This window comes from Pricia mediterranea, from assembly GCF_032248455.1.
In the GTDB taxonomy this organism is placed as follows: domain Bacteria; phylum Bacteroidota; class Bacteroidia; order Flavobacteriales; family Flavobacteriaceae; genus Pricia; species Pricia mediterranea.
Map to the genome: position 1 here is coordinate 3141851 of NZ_JAVTTP010000001.1, position 16201 is coordinate 3158051.

Consider the following 16201-nt stretch of genomic DNA (forward strand, 5'->3'; position numbering starts at 1 on the left):
TACTAACGCTAAAGGTTGAAAAAAACTGTCCCGTTTTTGATTCCGTTGCTGTTCTGCTGATCGATGCTTTCATGACTTCTAGTTTTGAATGTGATTTTATTATTGGTCCAAATGATGTTATACCAAGCAGACGACAAATAAATCATTTTGCTACAGTACTATGTATAAAAAGGTACTGTTTTAAGCCATATTTAACATTTACACCGCTTTGGCAACCTGAACTGTACCGGTTCGAATTATACTATTCTGAAGGCTGACGGATTCTTGGAAAAGGGTAGTAGCGCAACATTTTCAACTATCGGGCATAGTAATTTGCAATGCTTTCCGGATGTGGTTAGCGATAAATTTGTTCCGTTAAACAAGTCCCTTCTCCTCCGGGGGATAGACTTAACTTGGACTGATTTTCCCAAAATCGGTTTTTGATCCGTTGGATGGCCACTTTGATTCATGATGATAGGTTGTGGCAATAATAGAAAGGGCAAATGCCTGTTATGTACAACACATCGTCAGGGCAGCGATGCATAATAAACAATAGATTTATAGCAGATCGACCCTGAAAAAAGGAATATCGCCTGGCTAATTATTTTGCCACTGTCCACCTTTTGTCCACCATACTTTTTTTTGTTCTATGAAACTGTGGCTTAGGTTTGTTGTGTCATTAAGTTGACAAACCGTTTTGTGGTGTCTTGCTCGGTTAGGGCTGCAGACCGTTTCCGAGTGGGTCATTCAAAGCGAATACAAATTTTAACCACAAAATATAGCACTATGAAAACTTTTGATTTTAAAATGTTATGGAGAACATGTATGTTCGCGATAGTACTGCTTGTTACTTTTTCCTGTCAAAAAGATGACATATCCGATCCCACCCAATCTATTACGGGTGGAGAGGCCGATGAATTTAATGTGCTAATGGCAAATAGGCCATCTTTCACCCAACCGGAAGAAGTTTCCGAACCAGTGGAGGTTGAAGAAAAAGCAATCCCACCGGCTCAAGATGAACAAGACTCGTCGTTAGAGTGTTATACAAATTACTATAAGGCAGCTCCTGGATTTGATGAAATGTTAGCCTTAGATCCCACTACTGACGTAATTTTTCCAGGAGCAATTTTGAAAGGCGAGACTATTCCGACAGGGGAGTACGTTCCTATTGTAGCTGACAGGGCACCAATAACCCTTTCGGCATCGCTGACCAATATTAGCGGTAGTCCAGTTGTACAAATTACAGATCCTAAATTGTCAACTGTTCGTGAAGGAATAAAAACGCAAATTTTAGATCAAGAGGTTACCGGTGCAACGGCAGCAAAAGTGAATTTTTCCATTTCTGAAGTATATAGTGAAGAACACTTAAAATTGGCAATCGGGGTCAATTATAGATCAGCAGTACAAAAAGTTTCGGGGTCATTTGATTTTTCTAAATCTACATACCAACATAAGTTTGTGCTTAAGTATTTTCAAGTTTATTATACTATAGATATGGACCCGCCCAAAAATCCAAGTGATTTATTTACCAGTGTACCGGATATTAATTCGCTGGGTAGCACAAGTCCGGTTTATGTTGCAACGGTCACTTATGGAAGAATGGTTATTTATACCATAGAGTCAAATTATTCAATAACTGAAATCGATACTGCTTTCAAGGCTGCGCTTGACCCAGGAAATGAGGGAAGTGTTGATACCGAATATGAAAATGTTATTTCAGAGTCTAAGGTGGAAGCACTTGTAATCGGAGGCTCTGGCAGTGATGCAGCCCAAACGGTTAACGGTCCTGCGGATGTATATCAATATATTTCCAACGGTGGCGATTACTCGAAAGACTCTCCAGGGGCGCCCTTGTCCTATAAATTAAGATACCTTAAGCAAGGTACACCTGTCGCACGGGTGGTTTTATCTTCGGAGTATCCTGTTAGACAGTGTGATCTGGCGTTCCCAGTTTTTAGTATTGAGCTTGATTATTTAGAATGTACAGGATGCCAAGATGGCGATGGAAGCGAAGCTGAACTTTTTGGAAGGCTCACGGCCACATTGTTTAGTAACGGAACACAAAAAGGAGGTAAGGTAGCTTGGGATTACAAGGAAGGTGCAACGTTTCAACTTAAGAAAAATGAAAAAAGGTTTGTTAACCTCACGGTACCTCCGATAGAATTGTATAGACCGGATTATAATGCCGATCATGTGGCTATTGGTGGAAGATTGGAAGAAGACGATGTTTGGCCAGATGCCAACGATGATTTTGGATCGACTCCGGACAAGATTCTTTTAAAGAATATCCCATTTGAAGGAAATACTTTTATTGTAGATTTCGGAGAGGTTAAAGTTGGGTATTATTTAAAACGCTTGAAGTAAGATTGTAACAACGTTTTAGTGGAGAATAATATTAAGACCGGAAGAAATTTCGGTCTTTTAATTTTATAGACCTAGCACCAGGTCTTGCAAAGAATCTTCGGTGGTGATATTGAGTTTTTTCCGAAGACGATACCTCGCTTTTTTGATTCCTTCAGCCGAAATATTCAAAATACTGGCAATTTCCTTTGATGATAAATTCATTTTCAAAAGGGCCAGAAGACGAAGTTCGTTTGAGGTGACTTTAGGATATTTTGTCTTGACATTTCTGTTAAAATTTTTATGTACCTCTTCAAAATAACGAGAGAAGTTTTGCCAATTGTTATCGTCCTGTAAATCGAAATTGATCGAACGGATCAGTTGATTGTATCCAGCCCTCGTATTTTCCTTTTCCTTAAATTCCTGTGCTTTAAGTTTAAGATTTTCCAAAGTCTCGTTCTTACGGGCAAGGTTCAAGGCGTGGGTGGTCAATTCTTTCTTTTTGAAGGCCAGTTCTGCATCTACCTTTTCTTTTTCTACTTTATTACGCTTCATTTTTTGGCGGATACCGTAGTACAACAACCCAAAAAGACTTAGTATGGCTATAATCCCAACAATGAGTAACGTATTTTGAAGTGTCGCCGCTCGTTGCTTTTCTTCCAATAACACTATTTCATTCTCTTGAAGGGCAATTTGCTGTTCCTTTTTCTCCGTTTCATAGATGGTACGTAATTCCTGAATTTGCTGGGATTTTGTCGTGTTGAAAATACTATCGTTGACCGCTTTGAACATTTCGTGATCTGCTAGGGCATCCTCTAGGCTTCCCAAGGATTTGTTCACGGCATATCGTAAACTATAGGCTTCGCTAAGGTTATCTTTGGCCCCTATTTCTTTGGCAATTGAGATGGACCGACTTAGATTATCAAGGGCCGCTTTAAAGTTGCCCGCTTTTGTTTGGGCCTCCGCCAAACCATTGAGATCCATGGAAATTACCTTTTGGTAACCGAGCTCCTCGTGAATGGTCAGTCCTTTCAGAAAAAAGTCGATAGCCCGATTTATTTTCCCAATTGCCGAATTGGCCATTCCCAGGTTGACCAATGAATTGCCCTCGATGTCCCTATTTTTGATTTCTTGGGATAATTTTAGGGCATCCTCAAAATAGTTGAGCGCTTCTTCCGGTTTACCCAGATTGAGATAGGTGTCACCTATTCCGTTGGCTGCATAACATTTATATTGTTTATCTTCAAAATTTCCATAAATATGATACGCTTTTTTGGTATGTGTCAAGGCTGATTCAAAATTTTCTAGATTTCGTTCCAATGCCCCAATTTGCATCAATGCATCCGCCTGTCTCAGCGTGTCTTTTTCTTCTTCAAAGAACTTAAGTGCATTCAGCGTTTCTTTTAAAGCTATTCTATAATTTCCCATTTCTTGATGGATTCCGCCAAGAAGTTCGTATTCTGCACCTATTAAATTGAAGGCTCCACCATGTTGGGTAAAAACAGTATCGCGATTTTTATAAATTTCGATGTTCCTGTTCACAAGAGCTAAAGCGCTATCGTAATTCCCTAGACTTTTTTCGAAAGATGCCAGTGAATGGTTCACAAATAATATTCCGATGGTACTATTAAGAGCGGTATATCCCTGTATCGATTGTAAATAATAATATCGGGCGGAGTCTATCTTTCCTCTGTCCTTAAAATAATCCGCAAAATGTAACTGCCCTGCTGCGATACCCGGCTTATATCCTATTTTTTTCGATAGTGCGTATTCTTTTTTTGCATAGATAAAAGACATGTCGGGGTCCCTGAACATCAATTGTTCATATAGCGTGCCGTAACCAGCCACCTTCAACGAATCATCAGGTCTTTTATTGGTTATCTCAATAAGGCTGTCTATGGACTTGGTGTACTTATAATTTTGGGATAAACCACAAAAAGGAAAAAGAACGATAAGGCAAATCGATGCATTGACAATGATTTTCATCTCGGTTTGGTTTGTTAGTGGGGAGGGGTGAGGTCTAAAGTACTATTTTTTTGCGGGTTCGGAGGATTGGAAAACGTTTTCAGTTAGTTCTCTATATGACCATGTCGTAATCGATGTCCCCTCTTGAAAGCCCAAGGTATTTATCCTTTGCCTGCAATAGGATTTGTATCCTATTATTGGAAGTTCCAATCAATGATGGGGATTTCGGCCAATTTTTATATTGAAATCCTTTAAACAAAGAATTGGTGGCGAGGGTAATTGGATTATAGCAGCCCTTCCTCCTCTAGAGACGTTTTCAGCTTAGCTTGATTTTCCCAAAACCTATCTTTGATTTTTTGGATAGTCACTGAATATTCCGGATGCTTTTTCAAAGGTTTGATCAAGGGGTCCATTTCAATGAACAACAGTATCCAATACTGAAAATGATCTTGTACAGCAAAATGGTTGAGCTGCTCAATGCCTTGGTCAACCTTTCCCTCATATGCATACTTGAGAGCCATGCTAGCGCTCTTATAAATAGACTCGTCTCGTTCGCAATATTCAGCGTACCTCTTGAAAAAATCAGCTGCTTGTTCTTTAAGCCCCATTTTCTCATAGACCAGAGCGATCTTTCCGTCTTCCTCGGGATAAATATTCAGGCTACGGTCTTTCCTGGTTTCCACAAATTTCTTGTAGTACTTAAAAGCGCCATCGTAGTCCTCTTGAAAATAGTGCATTTTTGCCACTTCCTGCAAGATATCCAAACGGGTAGTATCCTTTTCCAATTCTTTTATTAATGAATTTTTGGTCTGCTCAATATCCCCATTCTTTGCGTATTGGATGTAGGCTTTCAAATAGGGCGCAAAAGCGTTCGCTGAGTCATAATCAAGCGACTTGTTAATGTATTCAAAAGCCTCATTGACAAAACCCGTTTGGGCCAGCGCGTTGCTTAAGGTTAAATAAATATAGCCTTTGGCAATCGAGTCGTTGGCGGCAATATCTAGCTGAATACCCAATAACGCATACTTCAAATACTCGGCGGTATCAGGAATATAACGGTAATACAAAATAGAAAGTACTTGAACAACATCGGCCGAATTGGGATTGTACTCTAGGGCCTTCTCCAAATGGGGCAATGCCAGTCTGTATTCCTCGGTGTGCATATAATACAATGCCCTAGAGATTAGGCTAACGTCATTTTTGGAATCATATAGCAAGGCCTTATCCGAATAATTATTTATAAGATCTGTGTATCGTTTCTGTTTCCGGTGTATATCAAGGTAATAATATGATATGGCAAGATTGGCATAGGCGAGCGCAAATTCTGGATCCTGTTCCACGGCCTTTTGAAATAAAGGAATGGCTTTTTCCAAGCCTTCGGTAGTCTGGGAATAAAGAAGATCAAGTGCTTGTAGGTAATAATCATAGGCCACCAGATTTTCAGTAGGCCTTTTTTCGATTTGCTCCAATTCGGCCGGAGTCACGACCGCCTTAATGGCCTTGGCAATTTTCTTTGCGACATCGTTTTGCAAAGCAAAGACGTCCGTTACTTCCTGACTGTACTGTTCCACCCAAATGGGTGTATCCGATGAAGCTTCGATCAATTGAACATTGAGTAAAACCTGATTGCCAACGCGCTGGCCACTACCTTCTACCAAGTAATTCACATGAAGTTCTTCGGCTATCTCAGGGATGCCTTTGTCGGTCTTTCTGTACTTCTCTACCGAGGTTCTACTGATTACTCTCAGGTCTTCAATTTTCTGAAGGTTGTTCAATGCGGATTCCATCAACCCATTCACAAAATACAGATTGGTGGAATCGGCACTCTCATTTTTAAAGGGCAACACGGCGATGGATTTTTCAACTTCCAGCTCCTGTACGGCATCCTTTTTACGGAAAGGCAAAAATGCAATAATCAGCAATATTATGGATGTGCCAGCGATAATAGGCCATCGGTATATCTTCAAATAGTTCGGCTTAACCTGTTCGGTTTTTTCTTCTATAGCAGCTTTGCCAACCTCTCCGGGCGGATATCCATATTGTTCCCGAAAACATTTGATGAAATAGGAAGTACTTCCAAAGCCTACTTGATATGAGATTTCCGAAACCGTCGAGGAAGTTTCCTTGAGCAAGGCCATTGCTTCTTGAAGACGGACTTTACGAATGAACTGGCTTGCAGAAAGCTGTGTCCGTTTCTTGATTTTCCGAAGCAGGTTAGACCGGCTCATATGCATGGCGTCCGCAAGTTCGGATACCCCAAATTGCTCACTGGCCAAATTTTCAAGAATTATGGCCTCAGCTTGTTCAATAAAGGTTGACCTGTTGGACATGATGTTTTCTACTGGCTCTAAATTAGATAATTATAAAGAAATAGCCGCTATGTCAACGGGTTCATATTTTGCACGAAACTCATCGTTTGCACCATAATTTATATCCCTGCATCATAGTTTTCATACCCTCCTGAAAGTTTACATAGGCCGCTGCATAGCTCATAGGTGTTGCATCAAGCTATGCAGCACCTTTGTATCATCAAAAAATCATAACAAAACAATTTAAAATTAAAAATCATGAAAGCATCGATTACAACAACAGTAACGGAATCTAAAACAGGACAGTACTTCTCATCCTTTAGGAATTGCAAGAGAACCCAATGGGCGCAGTACAGAAACTTTAACCGCTAATCACAGTTTAAAATAAAAATTAATCAAAAATCACAGTCATGAAACCATTCATCAACCTGCCTACCGGACAGGCAGGGCAATCGCCAACGGAATCTAGAAGGTTCACTTTTTTTACCCACTTGAAGGACAGCAAGAGAATCCGTTGGGCGGAATCCAGAAATTACCTTCATTAAGATCTTACTTCATCTGATGAGAGAAAGGGGTAGGCCCTCATCAAAGTCTATCCCTTCTATGTAGAGCAACTTACATAGTTTTCCGCATAGTTCAAGCGGGTTGCCTTAAGTTTTTTAAAACCCATGAAATAACAATAATTATAACAAATCATTTCAAAATTTAAATCATGAAATCGAAGATTCACGAATACTTGTTAAAATTAAATAACAAAGCCTTGAGTAAAACATCTAGAATTAATTCAATGAGAATAGTAGCAAACATGTCACTCGTTCTTCTTTTACTCGCAGCTGCTTGCGGGCAGTCCGGTACTAAGACAAAAGAACAGGCAAATAGTAGTACCGAAGCCAAGTCGGTAGTCGATAGGCCAGAAATGGACATCCAAGCGGCAATATTGTCGGATAATCTTGAAGCCGTGAAACAACACATTAAGGCAGGTACCGACCTTGATAAAAAAGATGCTATGAGCGGTTCTACACCGTTGATCACCGCGGCAAGTTTCGGAAAAATTAAGATGGCCCAAGAACTAATCGATGCCGGTGCGGATTTAACCGCCAAAAATAATGACGGGGCCACAGCCTTACATACCGCTGCATTCTTTTGCAGGGTTGAAATCGTCCAAATGCTCATTGACGCAAATGTTGATAAATCCGCGCGGAACAATTTTGGTGCAACGGCTCGGGAATCCGTAATGGGACCCTTTGCGGATATCAAGCCCATCTATGAAATGCTTCAGCAACAATTACGGCCCATGGGCTTGCAAATCGATCTGAACGAAATCGAAAAAACCAGACCGGTCATTGCAATGATGTTGGAGTAATAATTTTTAAAACCATATTCCCATGACAACGGAACGAAGACATGATATCGATTGGCTCAGGGTTATTGCCATTGGTCTGCTACTCATTTATCATATAGCCATAACTTTTCAGCCGTGGGCCATGTTCATTGGCTTTATCAGGAGTGATGAATTTCTAGAGGGTTTATGGAAACCCATGACCATGCTCAACGTCTGGCGAATTCCGTTATTGTTCTATGTATCCGGTATGGGGCTCTATTTTGCCATGCGCAAAAGAAACTGGAAGCAATTGCTTGTAGAAAGAACAAAGCGGATCCTTTTACCCTTCGCCTTTGGCGTTGTGGCCATAACCACCTTACATATGTTTATTTTTCAGATCTATTACGATATACCCTTGGGCTATTTTCCGCATGCGGGGCATTTATGGTTTTTGGGGAATATTTTTGCATACGTACTGCTCTTACTACCGTTGTTTTTTTATCTAAAAAAAAACGAGAACGGAAGGTTTAAAAAAGGGTTGTCCGCATTTACGGGCAATCCCGGTGGACCTTTGTTGATTTCGTTGTTCTTTGTCTTGGAAGCCGTGATGGTAAAGCCCCAGCTGTTCGCCATGTACGCTGAGACCTGGCATGGCTTTTTCCTTGGACTGCTTGCCTTCTTTTTTGGTTTTCTTTTTGTATATAGTGGAAAAACCTTCTGGCAAACCGTTTTAAGGTGGCGATGGTTATATATTGGCTTGGCCGCTATTTTGTATAGCGTCCGGTACTTTGTTTTTGCGACGGAAGCACCGGGTTATCTTACGGCCATAGAATCCAATTGTTGGGTTTTCGGGGTTTTTGGGTTGGGGTGCAAGTACTTGAACAGGCCAAGCAAAATTTTGAGCTATTTAAGCCAAGCTGCATATCCCGTGTACATTATTCACATGTTTGTATTGTATGCCGGGTCTATGCTCATTTTGCCATTGGAGATACCGGTTTTCCTAAAATTCATGGCTATAACAGCATTTACGGGTATTGTTTGCTATCTTGTTTATGAGTTTGTCCTTCGGAGGGTTGTTTTCTTAAGGCCCTTGTTTGGATTGAAATGGACGTTTAACAGATTGAAACGCCAAGCTACGAACATCGTATCCGAATCAAAAACATGACGGTTTTGGCGTTTTGCTCGGTTGAGACTTGACAGTTCCCCCTACATTTTATGAAATCAAATATGTTGTACAAGACGCAATAAATATTCTTGTAAGAGTTATGAAATGAGCATAAACTTTTTTAAGCATACCTTACCGATATGATTAAAATAGGTTTATGCGAAAACGAAGTGGTTACATCTGTTTAACGATTTTGTAATTACTTCTATTTTACCGGATTATAAAATTTTAAACAGATGAAAGCAGCGATCTATAACAAATACGGCCCACCCAATGTCATAACGTTGGCAGAGGTAGAAAAGCCACGGCCCAAGGATGATGAAATCCTTATCAAAATACATGCAGCTACCGTGACCTCCGGAGACGTTCGACTTCGTGGTTCAGACTTCCCGCCTTTGTTCTGGCTTCCGGCAAGGCTGATATTTGGTCTGTTCAAACCAAAAAAGAAGATTCTCGGTCATGAACTGGCCGGAAGCATTGAAGCGGTTGGAAAAAATGTTTCAAAATTTAAAATCGGAGATCATGTGTTTGGCACGACCACCATGCTAAAGAAAGGTTCCTATGCGGAATACATCTGCCTGCCACAAGAATGGAAGCATGGGGTTGTTGAAAAGAAACCCGAAAACCTAAGTTTCAAAGAAGCTGCGGCCTTACCCGTGGGAGCAATGACTGCCATGTTCCTCCTTGAAAAAGCGTACCTAAGTCTCGGCATTAAAAAGGGGAGAAAAGTACTGATTTACGGTGCATCGGGAAGTGTGGGAAGCTATGCCGTTCAAATTGCGACCCGGCAAGGTGCAACGGTTACAGGTGTATGCAGCGGTTCTAATTTTGAAATGGTAAAATCATTGGGCGCAGAAAACGTAATAGATTATAAAAAAGAGGATTATTCAATTCTTGAGGAAAAATTCGACATTGTTTTTGACGCAGTGGGCAAGACAACAAAATCAAAGGCAAAAAAAGTTTTGAATACCAAAGGTGCTTTCGTTTCGGTCAAGATGCTGACAAAAGAAAAAAGTGATAGTCTCAAGCGAATAAAAAATCTTGCAGAAGAGAAAAAACTAAAACCATTTATTGATAGGATATTTACGTTGGATGAAATCGTAAGTGCCCATGAATACGTTGATTCGGGACGCAAAAGGGGAAATGTGGTCATTGATATCATACAATAAACCGAATATGTTGTTCAATATCCGTTTAACAAATTACAGCAATGAAAATCTTTCGAAAAATACGGTTAAATCTATTGAGTGAAAATAAGACCAGAAAGTACTTAATATATGCCATTGGCGAAATTATTCTGGTGGTAACAGGTATTTTGATTGCCTTACAAATCAACAATTGGAACCTATGATAAGTAACGAACCAAAAATGCATGAACAAGTCCGGAAGACGATACTGTTGTTTTTGGGAATTTTGACCTTGCTAAGTGCTATCTGTTATTACGCAATACTCAAATTGAACCCGACAAGCATCTATGTCGGGGCTTTAATGATGTGCCCTGCATTATCGGCCTTTATTACATTGAAACTAATGAAAAGACCCATTTCAATTCTTCCCTGGGGCTTGAAACGCTTGAAATACTTGCGCTTATCCTACTTAATTCCAGTGGGCTACATTACGATTTCTTATACATTAATTTGGGTGTTCGGTTTTGGAAATGTGCCCAATCAGGAAACCATTACCGAGTGGTCGCAAGAATTAGGAATGGGAGGGTTCAGCAGTTCGTTCGTACTATTGACCATGATCGTTCTTTTATCGGTCGTTGGCGTTGTAAAGAACATTGGTTCTACGTTGGGCGAAGAAATAGGATGGCGCGGCTTCTTAATATATGAACTTCGAAAGCTATTTTCTTTTGGCGGTGTTTCCATGAGTAGCGGATTGATTTGGGCGATATGGCATTGGCCAATTATCTATTTGGTTTACAGAGGAAGTGGAAACCTGATATTCCATATTGCAGCTTTCACTGTAATGATAATGGCAATATCGATCATTTTGGCCTATTTTACTTTTAAGTCGAACAGCTTGTGGCCAGCGGCTCTATTTCATTCCGTACATAATATTTTCATACAGAAAATCTTCACGCCCTTGACCATAACGAATGAGAGCAGTACTTTTTGGATTGATGAATATGGACTCATGCTACCGATTATCACGACGATTATTGCCATTTATTTTTGGAGAAGGGCGAAAGTTGAGAACTTATAAGTTTTCAATCTTAAAATGAAAAAACAACCGCATCATGACAAAGAACCGAACAAAACAAATACTCAGAATACTATTCATTGCTATAAGTATTGGCTCTTTGTACTTCGTGCCATGGATACTGGTAAAGGCCTGGATTTTACCGTTGCCCGATACGGTGCAAGAGCAAGTGGATGAAATCATCATCAGTATATCAAAGAGAAATCCTGTTACCGCTAGAACTGAACAATACGTTTTTTCGCCTGACGAGGTTCATCTAGATGATGTAATGGGCGGCTATTATGGGGGCATTGATAAAAGAGTGGAATTTATCGGAGATTGTAATCAATCGTATTGTAAAATCCTGAGAAGAGAAAAAAATTCATAAGCAGTGCTCTAAGATAAAACAATGCTAAAATTCTTTCGAAAAATTAGGCGTAAGCTTGTTGCTGAAAATAAACTTCGTAACTACCTATTGTATGCCATAGGAGAGATCGTACTCGTCGTTATTGGAATATTGATCGCTTTGGCCATCAACAACAGCAATCAAAACAGGGCGATCAAGGAAAAGGAACGGACGTATTTGACAGGCTTAAAGGATGAATTTCAGACCAGTAAGTCGAAACTGGAAAAATTGATCGAGGTCAACAGAGGTAATTACGAAGGGGCAAAAAAAATAATTGGGCACATGTCAAAGGATACCATTGCCATTACGGAACAGCAGTTTTCCGAATTGCTCTATAGTTCGTTCGTTTCGGATATTTCCTTTAATCCCAATAATTCCCTACTCAATGAAATGCTCAATTCCGGAAGTTTAAGAGATATCTCGAACCAGCGGTTGAGAATATATTTGACCAATTGGATATCAACTTTGGAAGATATTGCCAAACAGGAGATTGAACTGGCCCGACAAAGGGAAAAAGCACTGGATATGTTCCGAACCGAAGAAAACAGCATCCGTACCATTTTCAACTTAGCAGGGGCGAGTCAAGAATTAAATCTACCGGAACGGAAAAAACAGAGCAGCAACTTGCATTTATTGAATTCCAAAGAATTCGAGAATAACCTTCTTTTGTTCATGCTTACGGCATATGCGACGGAAGATGCACATTATGATCCGTTAATGGAACACCTAAATTCCATTTTGGAATTGTTGGAAGCGGAGATCAAGAAATAACAAAAGGTAGGTTCGATATAAATTGGCTATCCATGCTATCCCCGAAGACAAAAAGAAACATTTCACGGATTATTCCGTACGGCGTGATCTGGCTTGTGCTGGGATGGGTCAACCTATTCTCCCAGGAAGCCGTTCTGACCGCTGCACTTGAAGAAAATTCAGCTCAGTCTGCCGTTATCAGGATGACTCCCACGGTTTTTATTTTTGCCAGTATAGCCGTCATTGTAGTCGGATTACTGGTGGGCACCATCGAAGTCGTATGGCTTGGTAATCTGTTCGGCAAAAAGAGTTTTTTACGGAAAATTGGCTACAAGCTTGTCTTTTATACCATTTTCTTGCTGCTGATCATCCTCATCTGCTACCCTATCGCGGCCGCCTTGGAGTCCCGAATATCCCTTTTTGACCCCATCATTTTGGACAAATTGTGGAACTTTCTCAACAATATCGAATTTACAAGTACCATGGTCTCCATCTCCTTCAGTCTGTTCGTAAGTCTTTTTTATTCCGAGATCAGTGAGAACATAGGTCATGGCGTTCTGATGAACTTCTTTACCGGAAAATACCATACCCCGAAAGAGGAAAAGCGCATCTTCCTGTTTTCCGATATGAAATCCTCGACCGCGATAGCAGAGCGATTGGGCCACATCGAATACTTTGAACTGCTCAGGCAGTACTATTCCGATTTCTCGGATGCCATTGTTCGCCATTCGGGGGAAGTCTATCAATATATCGGAGATGAAATCGTCATCTCTTGGAAGTATGAAGACGGCATCAAGAACAACAATTGTATCAACTGTTTTTTTGCCATGAAAGAAGCCCTCAAAAAGAGGGCGGATGGGTACAATAATACTTTTGGCGTAGCACCCACCTTTAAAGCGGGACTTCATGTGGGCATGGTAACCACTGGCGAAATAGGTGCACTGAAAAAGGAAATTATTTTTACGGGCGATGTTTTAAATACCACCGCCCGTATTCAAGCGCTTTGTAATCAATACAATGTGAACCTATTGGTTTCTGAAGATTTGGTCAATGAGTTGGAATCAGCTAGCAAGTTTCAGATTACATCTTTGGGTAAAAATGAATTAAGGGGCAAAGAAGAGAACCTAGAGTTATTTACCGTTCGTCATAAGTGTTGATAATTGGCTGAGCTTTAGTTTGTTCGGTAACAAAGGAATAATCTTATCGTCATACTTATATCACATAAAAAAAATGAAAAAATGACAATTCTAGTAGTAGGGGCAAGCGGAGCAACAGGACAACATTTGGTAGCACAACTTCTGGAACAGGGCCAATACGTCAAAGCTGTTGTACGGTCTGCTGGAAAGTTGCCGGAATCCATCAGAAATGAACATAATTTGTCCATTATAGAGGCCAGTATTTTGAATCTTAGCGATACGGAAATGGCGGAACATGTAGCCGGTTGTGATGCCATAGCCTCGTGCTTGGGTCATAACCTAACCTTTAAGGGTATTTATGGCAAGCCGCAAAGATTGGTTGCCGATGCCGCACGAAGGTTATGCGGCGCAATTAAGGCGAACAATCCAGAAAAGCCTGTCAAATATGTACTGATGAATACTTCAGGGAACAGGAATCGCGATTTGGATGAACCTATTTCATCTGCTCAAAGAGGCATTATCGCATTGTTGCGGTTGTTATTGCCCCCACACGTTGATAATGAAAAGGCCGCGGATTTTCTACGAACCGAAATCGGTCAAAAAGATACAATGATCGAATGGACGGCAGTTCGCCCCGACGGATTAATCAATGAATCGGAGGTAACGGAGTACGAAGTACATCCCTCTCCTATCAGGAGCCCGATTTTTGATGCCGGAAAGGTTAGCAGGATCAACGTAGCCCATTTTATGGCAAACTTGATCAGTAATGATGACCTTTGGCAAAAATGGAAGGGGCAAATGCCCGTTATTTATAGCAAAGAGATGTCATCATAATGCGAGGTGTTTGTTAAATGACTACGTTACGGGACTCTAGGTTTGGGAGAATTAACTTTACTAACACGGATGCCATTTTGCTTGTATAATACTGATATAAATATTAAACCAAACATTTTGGTTGTTTACTAATAGCGTATCAAGTAAAAATTTGAATTGGAAATGAACTATCGAAACTAATCACAAGCCTAAAGGATTAAAAAGACTTTTTAAGTTAATCGACAGCATCAACAAAATAATGACCAAGACTAAGCGTATGAAACAACTTCAGCATAAATTAATTTTTCCATCCATTGTTTTGGTTTTTCTGGGTTCTTGTTCCAATCCATCTAAAAATTCTGTTACCTCAAGTGTTCATTCAGATTGTATTAACCAAGAAGGATCAGTTGATAAGAAAGTTCAACTAGAAGCTGGAATTCGTGGGCAAGTGAAGTTTTTGGGAGAGGATGAAAATTTCAGCTCCATAACAAATAAAATGTCAGAATACAAAATTCCGGCTTTATCTCTTGCGGCAATACATCAAGGCAGGATTGAATGGGCAGATATTTATCAAAATACAGATTTTCCCGAAGAACAAAAATTGGACTGTGCGAGTATTTTTCAGGCAGCTTCATTGTCTAAACCAGTTACCTTTCTAGCGGCACTTCGTATGCATTCGGCTGGCGAAATAGATCTAGATGAAAATATCCAAAATTACCTAAAGCATTTTGAACTGCCCCAAGGCAAACAAACGGCGGAGAACCCAGTTACGTTTCGCAATATTTTCTCCCATACGTCCGGAATCAGTGCCGGGGGATATGAGGGATACGCGAAAGATCTTGCCATACCCTCTGATATAGATATTTTGAGAGGTAATGAAGGGGTCAATACTCCGGCGATAGCCATAATCTCAGCGCCAAATGAAATGCTGGCTTACTCCGGTGGTGCCTACACATTAGCCGAACTGGCGCTTCAAGACATATACGGTGATGAATTCTCGAACATCATGAAAAAATGGATTCTTGAGCCTGCCGGAATGGAACACTCTGAATTCACACAACCATTACTTGACCCGATAACTAATCAGGTAGCCAAAGGTTACACGCAGTCAGGAGACATTTTAGAAGGTGGATGGAAAAACTACCCAGAGCAGGCTGCGGCAGGTCTTTGGAGCAACGCTATTGATATGGCAAAATTCCTAGTTGAAATCTATAATGCCTATCAAGGAAAAAGCTCGATATTTTCACAATCCGACATTAAATCGATTTTAGGCCAAGAACGAGACGGCCTAGTTTATGGATTCATAGTGAACCGGTCCGGAGATGATATTGCCATTACTCACTACGGAGGTAATGCAGGTTATCGCACGGGAATGACTATAAGTCTTACAAGTGGCAATGGTTTGGTCTATTTGATCAATTCGGACAATGGAGTGCCCCTGGGGAATGAACTCCTTCTATCTGCCTCACAAGTATATAACTGGCAGCATTTTAAGCAAATCGATGCTCGGCGGAAAGAGGTAAGTTCAGAAGTTTTAAAAGGATTGATAGGTAAATACAAGTGGAACGGTCAAATAGACCTTTCGATTACATATGATGAAAATGATAACCTTATTTCACTTTATTTTCCAAATGGAGATGAATATAAACTAACCCCGATTCGTGGTGATGAACTGGACTTTATCGATCCAAATACTGGTGTGAAGGTTTCGTTTTTAAAGAATGGAGACTTCAAATCTTTCTCCCTCTACGGGCAAACTGCTGTTAAATTGAAATCAAAACAGATGCCAACAAAAAATGAACGGTATTAAAATGACTGATTATTTGAACAGTTGGC

General features: G+C 40.4%; 13 protein-coding genes and 1 pseudogene. 12 read left to right on the forward strand and 2 right to left on the reverse strand.

The window, feature by feature from the left end:
* The first annotated feature begins 765 nt into the window (after nt 1-765).
* A complete protein-coding gene (locus tag RQM65_RS12845; RefSeq protein WP_314015562.1) occupies nt 766-2343 on the forward strand; it encodes a thiol-activated cytolysin family protein in 1578 nt (525 codons plus the stop codon).
* A 63-nt stretch (nt 2344-2406) separates the two neighbouring features.
* Here RQM65_RS12845 and RQM65_RS12850 read toward each other — a convergent pair whose 3' ends face one another.
* Together RQM65_RS12850 and RQM65_RS12855 are read right to left on the reverse strand one after the other, a co-directional pair.
* Nucleotides 2407-4305: a tetratricopeptide repeat protein gene (locus tag RQM65_RS12850; RefSeq protein WP_314015564.1), complete on the reverse strand. Its 1899-nt coding sequence runs from the start codon at nt 4303-4305 to the stop codon at nt 2407-2409.
* Between the two features lie 263 nt (nt 4306-4568).
* A complete protein-coding gene (locus RQM65_RS12855) occupies nt 4569-6614 on the reverse strand; it encodes a helix-turn-helix domain-containing protein (RefSeq protein ID WP_314015566.1) in 2046 nt (681 codons plus the stop codon).
* Between the two features lie 389 nt (nt 6615-7003).
* Between RQM65_RS12855 and RQM65_RS12860 the strand changes: the two genes are divergently transcribed.
* From RQM65_RS12860 to RQM65_RS12905, 11 genes and pseudogenes are all read left to right on the forward strand, one after another.
* Nucleotides 7004-7138, forward strand: a complete 135-nt coding sequence (locus RQM65_RS12860) for a hypothetical protein (protein WP_314015568.1) — start codon at nt 7004-7006, stop codon at nt 7136-7138.
* 167 nt (nt 7139-7305) lie between these two features.
* Nucleotides 7306-7956: an ankyrin repeat domain-containing protein gene (locus RQM65_RS12865; RefSeq protein WP_314015570.1), complete on the forward strand. Its 651-nt coding sequence runs from the start codon at nt 7306-7308 to the stop codon at nt 7954-7956.
* Nucleotides 7957-7978: 22 nt separating this feature from the next.
* Nucleotides 7979-9079 (forward strand): acyltransferase family protein, encoded by a 1101-nt coding sequence (locus RQM65_RS12870; RefSeq protein WP_314015572.1) that lies wholly within the window; start codon nt 7979-7981, stop codon nt 9077-9079.
* 236 nt (nt 9080-9315) lie between these two features.
* Nucleotides 9316-10248: an NAD(P)-dependent alcohol dehydrogenase gene (locus tag RQM65_RS12875; protein ID WP_314015574.1), complete on the forward strand. Its 933-nt coding sequence runs from the start codon at nt 9316-9318 to the stop codon at nt 10246-10248.
* 41 nt (nt 10249-10289) lie between these two features.
* Nucleotides 10290-10424, forward strand: a pseudogene (locus tag RQM65_RS18945) (DUF6090 family protein); the annotation flags it as partial.
* Nucleotides 10425-10447: 23 nt separating this feature from the next.
* Nucleotides 10448-11284, forward strand: coding sequence for a CPBP family intramembrane glutamic endopeptidase (locus RQM65_RS12880; RefSeq protein ID WP_314015576.1), 837 nt, complete (start codon nt 10448-10450; stop codon nt 11282-11284).
* 34 nt (nt 11285-11318) lie between these two features.
* The gene (locus RQM65_RS12885; protein WP_314015578.1) at nt 11319-11648 is read left to right on the forward strand and encodes a hypothetical protein; all 330 of its coding nucleotides are present in this window, start codon (nt 11319-11321) and stop codon (nt 11646-11648) included.
* A gap of 87 nt (nt 11649-11735) precedes the next feature.
* On the forward strand, nt 11736-12437 hold the full coding sequence (locus RQM65_RS12890) for a DUF6090 family protein (RefSeq protein ID WP_314015580.1): 702 nt from the start codon (nt 11736-11738) through the stop codon (nt 12435-12437).
* Nucleotides 12438-12469: 32 nt separating this feature from the next.
* Nucleotides 12470-13573, forward strand: coding sequence for an adenylate/guanylate cyclase domain-containing protein (locus RQM65_RS12895; RefSeq protein ID WP_314015582.1), 1104 nt, complete (start codon nt 12470-12472; stop codon nt 13571-13573).
* Nucleotides 13574-13654: 81 nt separating this feature from the next.
* A complete protein-coding gene (locus tag RQM65_RS12900) occupies nt 13655-14386 on the forward strand; it encodes an NAD(P)-dependent oxidoreductase (RefSeq protein ID WP_314015583.1) in 732 nt (243 codons plus the stop codon).
* A gap of 256 nt (nt 14387-14642) precedes the next feature.
* Nucleotides 14643-16175 (forward strand): serine hydrolase domain-containing protein, encoded by a 1533-nt coding sequence (locus tag RQM65_RS12905; RefSeq protein WP_314015585.1) that lies wholly within the window; start codon nt 14643-14645, stop codon nt 16173-16175.
* The last annotated feature ends 26 nt before the right edge of the window (nt 16176-16201 follow it).

Bases quoted from the DNA above. Each gene is read 5' to 3' on its own strand.
- RQM65_RS12845 (WP_314015562.1), top strand. From the start codon at position 766: ATGAAAACTTTTGATTTTAAAATGTTATGGAGAACATGTATGTTCGCG.
- RQM65_RS12850 (WP_314015564.1), bottom strand. From the start codon at position 4,305: ATGAAAATCATTGTCAATGCATCGATTTGCCTTATCGTTCTTTTTCCT.
- RQM65_RS12855 (WP_314015566.1), bottom strand. From the start codon at position 6,614: ATGTCCAACAGGTCAACCTTTATTGAACAAGCTGAGGCCATAATTCTT.
- RQM65_RS12860 (WP_314015568.1), top strand. From the start codon at position 7,004: ATGAAACCATTCATCAACCTGCCTACCGGACAGGCAGGGCAATCGCCA.
- RQM65_RS12865 (WP_314015570.1), top strand. From the start codon at position 7,306: ATGAAATCGAAGATTCACGAATACTTGTTAAAATTAAATAACAAAGCC.
- RQM65_RS12870 (WP_314015572.1), top strand. From the start codon at position 7,979: ATGACAACGGAACGAAGACATGATATCGATTGGCTCAGGGTTATTGCC.
- RQM65_RS12875 (WP_314015574.1), top strand. From the start codon at position 9,316: ATGAAAGCAGCGATCTATAACAAATACGGCCCACCCAATGTCATAACG.
- RQM65_RS12880 (WP_314015576.1), top strand. From the start codon at position 10,448: ATGCATGAACAAGTCCGGAAGACGATACTGTTGTTTTTGGGAATTTTG.
- RQM65_RS12885 (WP_314015578.1), top strand. From the start codon at position 11,319: ATGACAAAGAACCGAACAAAACAAATACTCAGAATACTATTCATTGCT.
- RQM65_RS12895 (WP_314015582.1), top strand. From the start codon at position 12,470: ATGCTATCCCCGAAGACAAAAAGAAACATTTCACGGATTATTCCGTAC.
- RQM65_RS12900 (WP_314015583.1), top strand. From the start codon at position 13,655: ATGACAATTCTAGTAGTAGGGGCAAGCGGAGCAACAGGACAACATTTG.
- RQM65_RS12905 (WP_314015585.1), top strand. From the start codon at position 14,643: ATGAAACAACTTCAGCATAAATTAATTTTTCCATCCATTGTTTTGGTT.